Here is a 14218-nt window from a genome sequence, read left to right as displayed (position 1 = left end):
GCGACGCACCTCCCGGCCGATTGTTGAAGGCGCTCGACGAAGCTGACGCGCAATGGAACGAAACGACAGCTTGGCTTTCAGGCCCCGAGAGGGTGCTGTCAGACGAATTCGAACCAGTCTCAGTTTGCCGCGGAAACCGCGAACCTATCCGGAACAAAGCTGACGCCACTCGCTAAGAGCGGCGGCGCGGGTCAGCTTGAAGGTGTCTCGACTGGCTAGCGATCTTTCCTGGTTGAAGTGATTGTAGACGGAGGAATGGACGGAGGCGAATTTCTGTAGACTTCGCATGCGCCTGAAACGCTGCATCGCGCGTTCGCGTCGTCGAAACGGCAGGTGTGAATTCTCGGCGCGGTTGTTGAGCCACCTGCCCGTCTATTGTTTTTCGAACGCGCCTATTTCTCTGAGCGCAGCCTTGTAGGAAGCGAAGCGATCTGTGACGATCTCTTCGGCGCAACCGTGCCGTTTCATCAATTTCCTGAGGAATTTTAGTGCTGCAGCCTTGTTTCGGCGCTTGGTGACAACTGCTTCCAGCACTTCACCTTCGTGATCTACTGCACGCCACAGATAATGTCGCTTGCCATTCACCTTTACGAAAACCTCGTCCACGTGCCACTTCCATTTCGAGAACGCGCGCAGCTGCTGCACACGCTTCCGTCGGATCTCAGCTGCAAACATTGGACCAAATCTGTTCCACCAATATCGGACGGTTTCGTGGCTCACGTCGATGCCTCGCTCGTGCAACAGATCTTCGACATTTCGAAGCGAGAGCGGGAAACGGATGTACAGCATCACCGCAAGGCGGATGACCTCGGGACTGGTTTTGAAGTACTTGAAAGAGGCAGGTTTGGTCATGGGCAAAAGCTACGCAACCGTCCTGCCTGCCTCAAGACAAGTTCTTCTGACAAGACCCTCGTGGGGTATCCTCTCTCGGCGCGCCCGGAAAAAGGTGCACGATTCCAGGGGTGCTTTTCATCAACGGGATCGCAGTGTCGCGAAAAAAGCGGCCAAACTCCTCTTCTTTTCCCGGCCGCGTTGTCACCTGAAAAATGCGCATGATCATACATCCGTCCTCCCAAAGATGCGGTTTCTGAGTGTATGTGTGCCTCGCACGATCCAGCTTAGCATACTCGATGGCGAGTGTCGGATTATGGCTCCGAGCAGTGCTCGTAGAGTTTGGACGAATGACTGCTCTGCGGAAAAAACAGACATTGGTCGCAATGGAGCGAGTAACCGGATCGAACCCAAAGACAGCTTGGGGAAGACAGAGGCTGAATGCTTAGGTTGGCCTCCATCAAGAACTGCGGTTCGAAGGGCTCCAAGTCAGCAAAACTCTGAATAGCGTGTTTTCTGGTGCGGCTTACGGGCGTCTTTTGGTTAACCGCATTGAAAACATCTGCGTATTTTGTGTTAGTTAAGTGCATTAGGGAGAGGCATCCACCATGGGAAACACCTCCAGACGGGTATTTATTAGGTCCTTCTTGACGAGCACGACGACCCTCGTTGCTCCGAGTGCATTGTTCGGACAAGAAGGCACGCTGACCGATCTTGGCGGAGCGATACTCGATCTTGATGAAGTCACGATTTTTACAGCGCGCGAGATCGTCACACTTGATCCCGACCTTCCAAGCGCCGAAGCCGTTGCTGTTGTAAACAGTCGGATTTTGGCGACCGGCACTAGAGAGCAAGTTCAAGAGGCGATTGGTGAACAGCCCTTCACCGTTGATGACACATTCGCCGACCACATCATCGTTCCCGGCTTTATCGCCCAGCATGATCACCCAGTTTTGGGCGGCTTGAGCCTTTCGTCCGTCATTCTTTCGATAGAGGACTGGGACTTGCCACAGGGTTTATCGCGCGCCGTTGTGGACAAGGATGACTTTCTGGCACGGTTGTCCGAAGCTGTTGATGGTCAGCAAGACCCGGACACCCCTGTCATGACATGGGGATACCACGCTGCATTTTATGGTCCACTAACACGGTCGGACCTTGACCAGATCAGCAGCGAACGACCTATTTTTGTGTGGGCCCGCTCTTGCCACGAATTCATCCTGAATTCAGCTGCAATGGAGGCCGCGGGCGTTACCGAAGAGGTCATGGACGCTTGGTCCGACACAGAAAAGATGCAATCCAGCTTTGAGCATGGGCACTTCTGGGAACAGGGTTTGTTTGCAGTTCTGCCTTTGATTGCGCCATACGTGGCGACCCCTGAAAAGTTTCGCGCTGGTTTGGAGACCATGCGCGATTACATGCATGCGAAAGGCGTGACCTACGGCAACGAGCCCGGCGGCATTCTGGCACGCCCGGTTCAGGATGCGGTGAACGCTGTATTCTCCGCACCCTCAATGCCGTTTCGGTGGAGCTTCATTCCAGATGGAAAAAGCCTGATCGCCAAATATGACAATGCTGAAGATGTGGTCGAACAGACAGAAGCACTTGTCGACTGGTATGGTGGCAAGACCAGTATGTCCAAAGGCAGCGTCAAACTTTTTGCGGACGGTGCGATATATTCCCTTGCCATTCAACTGAGGGACGATCCGCTTGGCGATTACCATGGCGAGTGGATGATGGACCTGCCGGCCTTTGAACGCGCGTTTCAAACCTATTGGGACGCCGGCTACCAAGTTCATATTCACGTCAACGGTGACGCCGGGTTGGACCGTGTATTGAACGCCTTAGAGCGAAACTTACGCAGAAACCCGCGTTTCGATCATAGAACGGTGATCGTGCACTTTGCTGTGAGTGCGCCCGATCAGGTCGATCGTATCAAACGTCTGGGTGCGATTGTTTCTGCAAATCCCTACTACGTTACGGCACTTGCGGATCAATACAGTAAAACCGGTCTTGGTCCTGAACGCGCCAATGAGATGGTCCGTCTTGGAGATCTGGATCGAGCGGGCGTATCCTGGTCATTGCATTCCGATATGCCGATGGCGCCCGGTGATCCATTGTTCCTAATGTGGTGTGCGGTGAACCGCGTGACGAGTTCCGGTCGGGTAGCAGGACAGGATCAGACGGTCCCGGTCGAAGAGGCCTTGCGTGGAGTGACAATCAACGCCGCCTATTCTCATCGTCTTGAACGGGACCTTGGCAGTATCGAACCTGGCAAGCGTGCGAACTTCACTATTTTGAATGATAACCCATTGACGGTGGATCCCATGGCAATCAAGGATATTCAGGTTTGGGGAACAGTATTGGAAGGCGAAAAGTTTCCTGTGGGCGACAAGGCAGAACAGGAAGATGCACGTTTGCCTCTAAATGATCCGGACAGCCAAAGAGAGTTCGCAGTGAACACTCTCAATCACGCGCTTTCGGTTGTTCACGCCCATCTTTAGGCGCGTTCGCTCTAGGAGCAGAATGATCCGAAATCTCGCGCACCTGATCTTGAGGCGGGAGCGCTCGGGATAGCCTTTTTCTGCAAACTTTTGATACCGGATATTGGCGCAATCGCCGTCGTAATCTTTATGCAAAAGTGAATGTCGACTTCGTCCGCGCCGCAAAAATTCACTGAATTTCCCCTACCCGCAGCACGGCGCCCCCAGTGACCGAAGCTGCAGGATCGACCGACGGCGGCTATGCGGACGGAGTGATCTTTCGCTGTGTTTGACCCAAGGGCAGCTATCGGCCCAAACCTGCCGTTGGTCGCGCTTCAGGGTTTCTGCAGTCGCAGCCCGCATTGCGGACATTCGCTGCGAGTGCCTGTTAGGGAAGTCGGCAAACCCGACGAAGCTACCGTTCGTATCGCCTAATCCAAGGTCCGCAATCTTGGCTTCAGGCTATCCCTGTCGCCACGTGTCGGTCGTGGCTCCATTGTCGGGGTGACTGGCCATACATCCGTTTGAACTCGCGGCTGAACTGGGAGAAGCTTTGGTAACCCACATCCCAGGCGGCCTCCGAAACGGTCTTTCCCTCGGCGATTTTCATCGCGGCTTTGTTCAGCCGCATCGATTTCACGAACTGGATCGGCGACATTGTCGTGGCTTCCTTGAAACGCCGATGGAAGACCGCGCGGCTCATGCCCACCCGATCGGCCAAATCGTCGATGGTGACCTGCTTGTTCAGGTGGTTTGCAAGATAGGCGATGGTGCGCGCGATTTCGTTGCCGACGCCAAAGGCACGTCTTGCGGCGGTGCCGGCCTCGCCCATGAGCACCGCGTAGCACAGTTCGCGCAACCGCCCGCACACGAGCCTCGACGGGCTCACCCCGCGGGAGTATCACCAATGGTCAGAAGAGGACCAAACCCTGAACAGAGCTAACCAATAAAAGCGGACTCCAAGGGGAGCAGGTCAGACCAATTCAGATGGGGAGGCTCACAGGCCCGATAAGGGCAACGCGAGACAAAGTTGGTATTCGCTGTTGGTCCAGCTCCAAATCTTTACAACGTCAGACCGGTGCCAGTAAATTTCTTTCGGAGGCTTGTTTGGCAACTTGGTCACCTGCAGTTTCAAATACTACCAGCCCTAGCGGTGCTGCCACGGCGACGAAGGAAAGTTCCTTGACTCTATCGCTGCCACGAACCACAAAAGTGTATTGGTGAAAGTATCTCGTCGCCGCGATGCTGCCGGTTACGATAAACCAATGGCCTTCAGACTAACTGTAGCATGTGCCCCAGCATAGGAACGGGTTTCGCTGGGGTCTTCGCTATGAGCTCGTTCCTCGCAAGCATTTGCAACTGTCACCTGACATGCACCTGTCATCGCGTGACCAAGGAAAGAAGGCGCCGCATGAACAGCACTTGGCACATGAATTGCGTGTTTGATGCCCGATAGATCAGGTCTCTGGCTCCGTTTGGATCAGTCACTCATTGGGTTTACGCGCTGCATACTTTGTTTGATCTCGACACTTTTGGTGTCGCTCTCAGGAACGCAGCTTGCTGCCCAAGTCGCAGGCAATGCCAGTGCAACGGTTTGTGACGAAGGTTTCGAAAACAGAAACGGATCCTGCCAAAGTCCAGACGTACCCCAAAACGCATATTTAACGGGTAGCTCCTATGGCCGCGGGTGGGAATGCAATCACGGTTTTCAGAATGTCGGAGAACTCTGTGAGAAAATAAGAGTTCCTGAAAATGCCTACCTGGCATCAACCGGAGATCAGTGGACGTGCAATCGGCTGTTCCAGCGTGCCGGAGAAGAGTGTGAAGAAGTGATTTCGCCCCAAAATGGGTACGTCGAAACTCGGTTTGGCGTGCAGGAAATACACTGCAACTGGGGATTTCGTAAAGAAAACCAGGATTGTGTTGCAATAGATGTCCCAAAAAACGGTCGTCTGAGCGACAAAAGAAGCTCGGATGGATGGGTGTGCCTCAGAGGTTACAGGGCGGCGGAGAGCAGCTGTGAACCAGTGGCAATTCCACAGGATGCATATCTCGCCCCTGAGACTTTTTCCGGATGGAAATGCGAACGTGGTTTTCGCGCAAACCGGAACAGGTGCGATAAGATTCAAGTTCCTTCCAACGCTCATTTGAACCGAAGAGGTGACGGTTGGGAATGTAATCGTCCATTCACAAGACAGAACGATACGTGCACGGAAAATGTGCCATAACAATGCGTTGGTGGAAACCTATGCCGCATGAGAAATCAGGAAGGACAAAGCCGTGAACAATGACTCGATTGATGAAAACCTGGGCAAAAGCATCAAGGCTGAAAAGGCGCGTCGCCGGTCCAATAGGATAAAGATATCTATTGCATCGGCGGTGTTTGTCGCAGCGATAGTTGTAGTGGTGTTTCTCTGATGCGCAAAAATGCCCCTCAAGTAACCCTTCACGGTTCAAAGATGTCAGCTCGTGGTCTGGAACAAAGAGCATTTCAGGACCGCAGTGTTCGTAAGTCGCGGAACGCTGACGTATCAGGAGTGATTGAGGAAGAGTTTGGAAAGTACTTGATCAAGGCCGGCGTTCTGAGCGGCGATAGTGTTGCACGGGCATTTCCCAAACCGCCGGCCAAAACGCAGACAATGATTGCCGATGCAGTTGGAGAAACACCAGCATTGGCTATAGAAGCCTTAAAAGAAATTCTCGAAGAACGAGACAGGAAGCGTAGCGGTCAACGCCGTTTGGAGGGAAACTCCGGAACCCTCGTTCCCAGTGAAAGAGAATATGCCGAGGCATTGCGCCAGATCAGGCTCACCCCGGCGCAGGTCAGGTTGCTGAAAGCACTTACAATCGCGGGCAAGGACGGTCTGACCATTGGTAACTTGTCTCAGGCGGCCGGTTACAAATCGCGCGAAGCCTCTATCAAGGTCTTCAAGAAAATCGGGCTATTGATTGCGGAATATCTGGAGCTGGATCTTCCCGAAGCCGGATCGGCACAGAATGATGGAGCCGCACAGGTTCTGGCATTTTCTCACATCGAAAGTGACGACGAGCCCGCAACTTGGATTATGCATCAGGAACTGCGCGACGCTGTTCGTTCGGTTCTATGACGCACGTTCCAGCCCCCGCTTTTGAAGTGAGCTCTAAATCGGAACAAATGTACGAAAGGTTGGTCACGTAGCTTATGTTGGAGAAACGACCATATCCGCTCGACCTGATTTATGTACCTGTGAAACGGGCAAAAACGCTTGATCAACAAAAAGTTCTGACGCTGGCCGAAGATATTTTGAAAAACGGCCAGAAGACCCCGATCCAGATACGCTCGGACAACAAGAGATTCGTGCTGATTGAAGGCCTTCACCGGTTAGAGGCCATTCGCGCCCTGGGCGGTGATACGGTCGAAGCCTATCTGGTACGCGCCAGACTACACTAAATGCCTTTTGGAATTGGCGTTCGACAAAGCCTCGGAAAATGTCAGCAGACGTTGACTTTTTTCATCCCAAAGATGCAATCGTGCACAATGAAAGCTCTCATATAGAGTAATACGCTGGCAATTTTCTAACGCAGAATGGTCACGCAAAACTTCGTTTAGCCGGTAAAACGGTATGCGGCTGGCAAGGTGGTGAACATGGTGTACGCCAATATTTGCAGAGAACCAAAGCAGGATGCCTGGTAAGGCATAATGAGAACTTCCATAGAATGCGGCGTCCTGAAGGTTCCACTCTTCTTCCCGTTCCCATGTCGTGTGTTCAAACTGGTGTTGAATATAGAAAAGCCAAATACCAATCGAGGCGGCGACGATCATGGTTGGCAGGAATACATAGACCAGCACATCCAGGCCTCCGGTCCAAAAAATAAGAGTCAGGACCACCGCAATCGCGGCGTTTGTTCCCATTGCGCTTGCCCAATATAGCCAGCCTGACCGCATGAAACCAAAGGGTAAGCGATTTTGCAGAAAGAACGTGTAGACAGGCACGATACAGAACAGGAAGAAGGGGTTCCGGATTAACCTGTAAGCGGCACGCCCGACCCACTTTCGCTTCAGATATTCCTCTACAGTTAACGTAGGGATATCGCCCATCCCGCGCCGATCAAGGTTGCCGGTTGAGGCGTGGTGAATCGCGTGGCTTTGCCGCCAGACGTCATAAGGTGTGAGGGCGAGAACACCCAAGACCCGGCCTGTCCAATTGCAAACGGTACGGTTTTTAAAAAATGATCCGTGACCACAATCATGCATGATGATGAAGAGACGCACCAGAAATGCAGCGTTAAGGATTGCCAGTGGAATAGCGACCCAGACACCAAGGGAAAGCGCAAACCACGCTGCGCCCCATAGCGCGAAAAAAGGGATAACAGTAATTGTCAGTTCAAAAACACTACGCTTCGTATCGGGTACGCGGTATTGAACGAGCGCCCGGGTCAATTCCTGCTGTTGCAACTGACTTGTTCTCCAACGGCTCTTGGGAACCCTCTGAGCAACCGGGCACCCCAGAAGGATGCCCGTAGCAGGCTATGCGAGTGCCAGGTTGGAAGCGCTTTCGCGTCCGTCACGGCCAGCTTCGACGTCGAAGGTAACCTTCTGGCCGTCCTTCAATTCGCTAAGGCCGGAACGCTCAAGTGCGGAAATATGCACGAACACGTCGCGCTTCCCATCCTCAGGCTCGATAAAGCCAAAACCTTTGGTTGAGTTGAACCATTTTACTGTGCCATTTGCCATGGTGGAAGTCTCCTAATGCTTGTCGCCCGCATCATTGCGGCGACTCGGCGTGGTCGGTCTGAATCGAGAGACTGAACGCCGAATTGAGGAGACAGCAGGTCGAAAAAGAAAAACGTAAGCCACGTATATATGGACTTTGGGTACGCACGATACAAGCCCTGATGCTTTGGCTAACAACAGAGGCTCTGAGACTGCCGGGCTCGAAACTGTTCAAACGAACCGAACCACCTCTGACCGCCGATGCCGTCGAATGGGAAACCCTGAAATGGGTCGACTGGTTCAACAACCGCCGCCTGCTGCAGACCATCGGAAACATCCCGCCAGCAGAAGCCGAGGAGAAGTTCTATGAACAGCGTAACGAGTTCGATAAAGTCGCCTGAAACGGAGTAATCAGCCTCCGGAAAACCCGGGGCGGTTCAAGTGTCTATCTTGACCCTCGGCAAATCTCTCAGGCCAGATTGTTCTTGTGCGCTTTGCCGTTCTTCATAATCACATCGAAATTGTCCGCAGAGGCCATGACCGTAAGGTCGGCAATCGGGTCTCCGTCCACGAGCAGAATATCTGCGTAGGCTCCGGGTTGGATGACACCGACTGGACCAGCCTGGTAGGGATTACGCGGGCCGGTCAAGTCCCAAAGCTGACCATTCAGACCTGTTGCCTGCCGCAAAATCTCGGCGTTGCTGAACCATGGCGTCCTGAGCTGCAATTCCTCCAACTGCGTTGCTTTCGTTTGCCTCGATCCGACGAAGTCTGTTCCGAGTGCAATCTTAGCCCCAGATTCTCGCGCTAAACGAAGCATGGCGTCGAGACCATCAAACGCCATCTTTTGGCGCTCTGCCTGGGCGGGCGTGAACCCTGCCGGAATGTCTGCTGCAAAAAAGCCAACCTGGGTTGAAAGCCAGACCCCTTTTTCCACGGCCAACTCCATCGACTCAGGCGTCATGAGGTTGCAGTGTTCAATACATTGGTAACCTGCCTCAATGGCAGCCCGAACCGATGTGTCCATGTAGGCGTGCGAGGTCGCGTAAGTGTTCCAACGTTTGGCCTCCTCTACTGCCGCTTCGAGTTCTGCCGGCGAATACTCGTTGATATCCAATGGGTCGTAGAGGCCAGTCACGGCGCCGCCTGAAAAGACTTTGATGAAGTGCGCACCCTGCCGGAACTGCTCGCGTGCAGCCGCCAGAACTTCAGGTACCCCGTCTGCGAAAAGTGTGATCCCAAGTCGCTCCGCTTCTGTGAATGGCGGCCCACCGAAGGCTCTCGGACGCACGGATCGCGGCCGAAGATCGCCATGACCGGCGGTCATTGAAATCGCAGCGTTTGACGCCTGAATGCGCGGACCGGGGTGAAGGCCCTCGTCTATGGCGCGCGCCAAACCGAGAATGCCGCCACCAGTATCACGGACACTGGTAAAGCCACGCATCAGGGTGGCTTCACTTTCACTCAATGCCAATGCAGCAATGTAATCTGGACGTGCTGTCAGGAAGCCAGCAGGGTCCTGGTTCCACTGCAGGTGCACATGCATGTCGAGGAGCCCCGGCATCAAGGTCCGTCCAGCTCCATCGATGCGCGGCACCTCTGGCGCGGCATCAGCTGCGGGCGAGACATCCTTGATCATTTCCCCTTCAACAAGAACGTTCGTGAGTTCGGTCAATTCATCAGACATCCCGTCAAAAACACGCACGTTCGTGAAGAGCGTTGCATCTGGAGCTTGAGCTCGGGCTCGCGCCGGCACCAGCACCAGCGCAGCGGTCGATGCAAGGCTGGACAAAAATACGCGTTTGGAGATCATAACTGAACCCTCAAGATGGCGAAGAAGTTAATGAAGGCTACCTCAGGCTCGCCTGTAAAACCATCTGGTAAACCTGTTGAAGAGGGTGACGTAAGGTATAGATTTTTTAGGGCGTAAAACTGAAGGTAATCCCACGTAGCAAGAACACCGGCTTTGGGTTCAAAGCAGCCATGCGGCGCTGAGGCGGGCCGCGTGACCACCTTGGTGGAGCCTCCTGACGCCTCCGGCCCAGAGCGGACTTTTAAGTAGCGCGCCGAGAATGGCGGCTTCGAAAGCCACAGCGAACAAGCAAGCTGCCCAACCCGGACGATGTGCGCCGCTACTCGGTGTGTCACACCGCACGGATCTCGAGTTACTCGCGACCGACGTCGCGCCTACCTTGGTGGCGAGTGTGTGAAAGGCACTGCGGGTATTGAACGAAACGGGCGTTGCGTTGTTCGAACGTTGGCTTTGGCAACTGGCAAGAAGGTCAGACGGGCCTTAACGTGGCGCAACACGTCAGACACCGAGACTACGGACCAGAAATGAAATCCGAGATTCCAAAACACAGCGCAATCTGGGGACAGATCATTGTCGGTGAGTTGAAGAAAACAGGCCTTTCCGAGCGGGATATCCGAAAGGAGTTCGGGATAACCAGATCTCAACTCGAAGACCCGGATGCTCGCTGGTCCTTCGACAAGACTGCCTGGTTGTTTGAAAAGGCGAGCGCTTTGACCAGGGACGACCTTGTCGGATACCGCCTGGCACAGTCGCCGGACCTGGTCAGGAAGGCCGGGTTGCTCGCCTATGTCGGCGTTTCGGCACCTACCGTTGGCGGTTACCTTCGAAACATCACCCGTTTTCAGCGCGTGATCGGTGACGCGAGCAAGACGGCCATGGAAGAAGGCCCGGAAACCACCCGGCTGACCTGGCACTACGATGTGCCAGCAAGCATTCCGACCGGGCAATATGCCGAGTTTGGAGCCGTTGGCACGGTCTTCGCCCTGCGGGACTACTCCAATCGGCAAATCCGTCCGACGCATGTTCGGTTCGCGCATCAGCGGCTGACCGGCACCGAGGCCCTCGACAGGTTCTTTGGCTGCAATGTCCTGTTTGGTGCCGCGGAGAACAGCATTGCCTTCAAGGCGGCTGATATGGATGTGCCGCTGTTGACGGCCGACGACAACTTGCAGCGGACGCTTTCGGTCAATTGCGAGAACACGCTGGCTCGGATGCCGCAGACACCCAACAGTGTGGCCCGGGTTGTTGAGAGGCAGATCACGGCGCGTCTTGCAGCCGGCACGGCCCAGCAGGACGCAATTGCGGCGGAACTTGGGATGAGCGCCCGAACGCTGGCCCGCCGACTGACCGACGAGGGCACGAGCTTCGCAGCGGTCGTCGCCAATCTGCGAAAGGCTCTGGCCCGGGACTATCTGCTCAACAGCACGCTTCCGCTCACCGAGATCGCCTATCTTCTCGGATATAGCGACGCCAGTACCTTCAGCACGGCATTCCGAAGATGGTACGGACAGCCCCCCAGCGACTTCAGGGAGCAGCCAGCAACAGAAGCGCCCCTGGCATAGGGCGAACGATCTGAGTAGAGGCCGGACTGCTCGGATCATAGGCCCGCGCTTTCACGTTTCTCCGTCTTCCTGAACCACCCTGACGCAACAAACCCGGCAGGCATGAGGCCTAACGGGTTTGAAGCAGATGCCGGATCTCTCCAGCGTCGGTTGGAAGGGGTAAACCATTCCGGTTGTCTCGTTGCGGGATCAGCGCTTGTGCTTGTTGCCACCCTTCTTGCGATCGTCCTTGCGATCTTGACGATCCCGGTCTTCGGCGATCTTGCCACCGAGCGCACCGGCGGCTGCGCCGAGGGCCAGGCCGTCCTTGGCGTCGCCGCCGGTGATTTCGGTCAGCACGGCGCCGGCCACAGCGCCCTTGAGGGCTTTCTCACCGATGTCACCGGCATTGGCGGCCATCGGGGCAGCGAGGGCGAGTGAGGCGGCAAGGGCGGCGAATACGGTGTTCTTGAGGGTGTTTGTCATCGGTTCCAACCTTTCTGACGGTGGCGACCTCCGTGGCCGCCTTCTGTGGAAAGATCTAAGCGAACCGCCATGCCCCCGCTTGAGAGCATCCGACAGCTTCATTGGAATGGCTGACATTGCAGAGCAACAAGCCAAATTCGACGGTTGTTCTGCCGTCAAGACTTTCGCCTGACGCAATGCCAATCATCCAAGGGGTCGCCTCCTTGGCCGCGATGGCTGCATGGGCCGTTCCGGCGCAGGCACGACACTCCCAACCAGACGGCATTCTATCCGCCGCTACTCAGGTCAAAGATTGATCCGCAGCCTCAAGCCGAAAACGGTCGTGTCCTGATCGTTGAAGCCCGGGTTGATCATGTGCTGGACGTCCGCCGTCAGGGCGACATTGTCCGACAGGTCCAACCGATAGAAGGCCTCCATTGTGGTCTGGGTGTCGAGCGTTTCATCTACCGGGTCCGCAACGGTCGCGCCAAACCCAAAGAGGTCGTCATAGAGGCCCGGCCGCCATAGAAGTCCAGCGTTGGCTGCGCGTCGGGCGATCGGCGCCTCACCCTCCGACCAGCCGAGGCGTCCGTAGATCATGAATTCCTCGTTGATCGTGTGGTTGGCAGACAGGATCGCCCCGTAGCTCTCCGGCACGCCTGCCTCGGTGCGTTCATCGACGTGAAATACCCCGAGGTGAACGTTGGTTAGAAAGCGCTTCGAGCGTTCGGGCGTCCATCCGATCTCGGCGTATTTGTAGAACTCGGGGCCACCGGGAAACCACTCGACATCGGTCAGCGAGCCGTTTGCATCCGACAGGACACCGAGGGCATAGATCTGGTCGGTCAGGAAACCGCCCCCCGCAATGCCGAAGCCGGGATCGGGGATCGGCAGGACCGGGCTGAACAGGATCGAGAAATTGGAGAAAGTCGTGCGTGGGTTCACGTAGCCGAGGATGTCCGAGTAGTCTCCCGGATCGATCCGGCCGGCCACGAAACCGGCCTTCCCGCCAGCGAGTGTCTGGGACCAGTAGGCGACGGAGAGGGTCGTGTCGGTGTCACTGAATGTCGTTGCGGTGACGCCCGCATAGCCGATTTCCCCGGCAAGCCCGCTTGGCGCGATGTCCGTGCCGAGCAGATGGCGGTTCTCCAATGTGAAGACCAATTGCCCGGGATTTTCGCCGCCGCGATTGAGCAGCGTCCACTGGCCCAGAATGCGCGCCTGGCCCAAGGCGGCCTCGTCGATATCGGTCAGGCTCTCGGTCGCGGACTGGTAATAGGCCTGGTAGTCGAAGGAGAGGTTCAGGCCGGTGCGTTCGGCAAAGCGTTGCCGCGATGCCTCCAAGGGGTCCAATGCCGCATCCAGCCCCGGCCAGCGAGAGTCCTGCAACCGCCGCACTCGGTCTTGTTCCAGTTGGGCCTGCGTGGATGCCGGGCCACCGAGCGAGACCGCTGCGGCGGCCTCCAGGGCGGACGTTGGCCGGCTTTCCTGCGCCAAGGCTCCGGTTGATAACCAGAAGCCAGCGACGATGACCGTACCGAGAAGCCTTGCCTGTCCCATATGAGGTCTCTCTTGTTGCTCTTGATTCTTCTTCGGCCCGCTCATGCAAGTATCGCCAGTACGACATCCCGGCCCGTCCAGAGGACGAAGGCCGAAAGCGTAGCCGTGATCATGGCAGGCACACCGTCTTTCCAAGTGTCCCAGATCAGATGACAACCGATTGCGCCAAGCGACGTGCCCAGAAGGGCAGCGGCCCCGAGCGGCCCGAGCAAGCTGCCTTGAAACCAGATCGCCACCGCCCCGAAAAGCTCGACACCACCGACAAGCGCCATGATCTGACGGTTCAGCCCGTATTTGACGAACATCGCCAGTTGCGTTTCGAAGATGAGCTTCTGCCAGCCAAGGATCTTGATCGAACTGGCGAAGAGAAAGAAGGCGGACAGCAGGCCAATGGCAACTATTTGCATAATACGACTCCGCCGACACACAGGGCTGAAGTTCATTTGATGTTCCCTTCTGGATCGTTCCGAGTGTGCAGTCCGGTTACTTGAGATCGTCCTGCGCCTTGATCTCCGGCACACGGGCGAGGGCTTCGGCCATGTCGGCGCTGCTCATCAACTCGATCATCTGGTAATCCTCCAGCAACCCGTCACCGAGACGGCTGACATAGAAGGCCTGGATGAAGGTGGGGTCGTCCGGCAGGGCGACGGTGATGTAGTTCTTCCCGTTCCCAAGCCCCCAATAGTAGCTCAAAAGCTCGCCGCCGAGCGCCTCGATCCCACCCTTCACCGAGGCCGCGCGGTCCCCGGGATTGGCGATCTGCATCTCCCAGGCGGCGCTGTTGGATGCGCCGATAAACAGGAAGGTGCGCATGTCTTTTGTGTCCTGCGCCGCT

The 14218-nt window shown here is 55.9% G+C and carries 13 protein-coding genes and 3 pseudogenes; 6 read left to right on the top strand and 10 right to left on the bottom strand.

The window, feature by feature from the left end; genetic code table 11:
• Positions 1-90: pseudogene (locus ACR0MM_RS10535) on the bottom strand (helix-turn-helix domain-containing protein); the annotation flags it as partial.
• Between the two features lie 54 nt (positions 91-144).
• A pseudogene (locus ACR0MM_RS10530) lies at positions 145-852 on the bottom strand (IS6 family transposase).
• A gap of 587 nt (positions 853-1439) precedes the next feature.
• Here ACR0MM_RS10530 and ACR0MM_RS10525 point away from each other — a divergent pair.
• A complete protein-coding gene (locus ACR0MM_RS10525) occupies positions 1440-3332 on the top strand; it encodes an amidohydrolase (protein WP_170462467.1) in 1893 nt (630 codons plus the stop codon).
• A 436-nt stretch (positions 3333-3768) separates the two neighbouring features.
• Here the strand turns inward: ACR0MM_RS10525 and ACR0MM_RS10520 are convergent, their stop codons facing one another.
• Positions 3769-4161, bottom strand: a complete 393-nt coding sequence (locus tag ACR0MM_RS10520; RefSeq protein WP_254430004.1) for a helix-turn-helix domain-containing protein — start codon at positions 4159-4161, stop codon at positions 3769-3771.
• A gap of 1430 nt (positions 4162-5591) precedes the next feature.
• On the opposite strand from ACR0MM_RS10520, the gene ACR0MM_RS10515 reads away from it, so the two are divergent.
• The 3 genes from ACR0MM_RS10515 to ACR0MM_RS10505 all read left to right on the top strand — a co-directional run bounded on the left by ACR0MM_RS10515 (position 5592) and on the right by ACR0MM_RS10505 (position 6741).
• Positions 5592-5729 carry a hypothetical protein gene (locus ACR0MM_RS10515; protein WP_170343549.1) on the top strand — a complete coding sequence of 46 codons (138 nt, stop codon included), beginning with the start codon at positions 5592-5594 and terminating at the stop codon, positions 5727-5729.
• A complete protein-coding gene (locus ACR0MM_RS10510) occupies positions 5729-6418 on the top strand; it encodes a hypothetical protein (protein ID WP_480696001.1) in 690 nt (229 codons plus the stop codon). The genes ACR0MM_RS10515 and ACR0MM_RS10510 overlap by 1 nt, the downstream gene beginning before the upstream one ends.
• Positions 6419-6492: 74 nt before the next feature.
• On the top strand, positions 6493-6741 hold the full coding sequence (locus ACR0MM_RS10505; RefSeq protein WP_039524390.1) for a ParB N-terminal domain-containing protein: 249 nt from the start codon (positions 6493-6495) through the stop codon (positions 6739-6741).
• Here the strand turns inward: ACR0MM_RS10505 and ACR0MM_RS10500 are convergent.
• Positions 6733-7746 carry a fatty acid desaturase gene (locus ACR0MM_RS10500; protein ID WP_480695999.1) on the bottom strand — a complete coding sequence of 338 codons (1014 nt, stop codon included), beginning with the start codon at positions 7744-7746 and terminating at the stop codon, positions 6733-6735. The two genes, ACR0MM_RS10505 and ACR0MM_RS10500, sit on opposite strands and share 9 nt — an antisense overlap.
• 72 nt (positions 7747-7818) lie before the next feature.
• Positions 7819-8025: a cold-shock protein gene (locus tag ACR0MM_RS10495; protein WP_170528056.1), complete on the bottom strand. Its 207-nt coding sequence runs from the start codon at positions 8023-8025 to the stop codon at positions 7819-7821.
• A 239-nt stretch (positions 8026-8264) separates the two neighbouring features.
• Here ACR0MM_RS10495 and ACR0MM_RS10490 point away from each other — a divergent pair.
• A pseudogene (locus ACR0MM_RS10490) lies at positions 8265-8405 on the top strand (IS3 family transposase); the annotation flags it as partial.
• A 68-nt stretch (positions 8406-8473) separates the two neighbouring features.
• On the opposite strand, the gene ACR0MM_RS10485 reads toward ACR0MM_RS10490, so the two are convergent.
• Positions 8474-9817, bottom strand: coding sequence for a metal-dependent hydrolase family protein (locus tag ACR0MM_RS10485; RefSeq protein ID WP_480695997.1), 1344 nt, complete (start codon positions 9815-9817; stop codon positions 8474-8476).
• A gap of 524 nt (positions 9818-10341) precedes the next feature.
• Between ACR0MM_RS10485 and ACR0MM_RS10480 the strand changes: the two genes are divergently transcribed.
• Positions 10342-11379 carry an AraC family transcriptional regulator gene (locus ACR0MM_RS10480; RefSeq protein ID WP_480695995.1) on the top strand — a complete coding sequence of 346 codons (1038 nt, stop codon included), beginning with the start codon at positions 10342-10344 and terminating at the stop codon, positions 11377-11379.
• 189 nt (positions 11380-11568) lie between these two features.
• Here ACR0MM_RS10480 and ACR0MM_RS10475 read toward each other — a convergent pair whose 3' ends face one another.
• The 4 genes from ACR0MM_RS10475 to ACR0MM_RS10460 form a co-directional block, all read right to left on the bottom strand.
• Positions 11569-11844, bottom strand: coding sequence for a glycine zipper domain-containing protein (locus ACR0MM_RS10475; RefSeq protein WP_170343544.1), 276 nt, complete (start codon positions 11842-11844; stop codon positions 11569-11571).
• 285 nt (positions 11845-12129) lie between these two features.
• On the bottom strand, positions 12130-13383 hold the full coding sequence (locus ACR0MM_RS10470; protein WP_170365936.1) for a carbohydrate porin: 1254 nt from the start codon (positions 13381-13383) through the stop codon (positions 12130-12132).
• A gap of 41 nt (positions 13384-13424) precedes the next feature.
• The gene (locus ACR0MM_RS10465) at positions 13425-13790 is read right to left on the bottom strand and encodes a DoxX family protein (protein ID WP_170342826.1); all 366 of its coding nucleotides are present in this window, start codon (positions 13788-13790) and stop codon (positions 13425-13427) included.
• A 76-nt stretch (positions 13791-13866) separates the two neighbouring features.
• Positions 13867-14196: a hypothetical protein gene (locus ACR0MM_RS10460; protein WP_170357382.1), complete on the bottom strand. Its 330-nt coding sequence runs from the start codon at positions 14194-14196 to the stop codon at positions 13867-13869.
• Positions 14197-14218 lie beyond the last annotated feature (22 nt).

The sequence above is a fragment of the Ruegeria sp. BC6 genome, from assembly GCF_056539185.1.
This window is presented reverse-complemented; position numbering and strand designations above follow the sequence as displayed.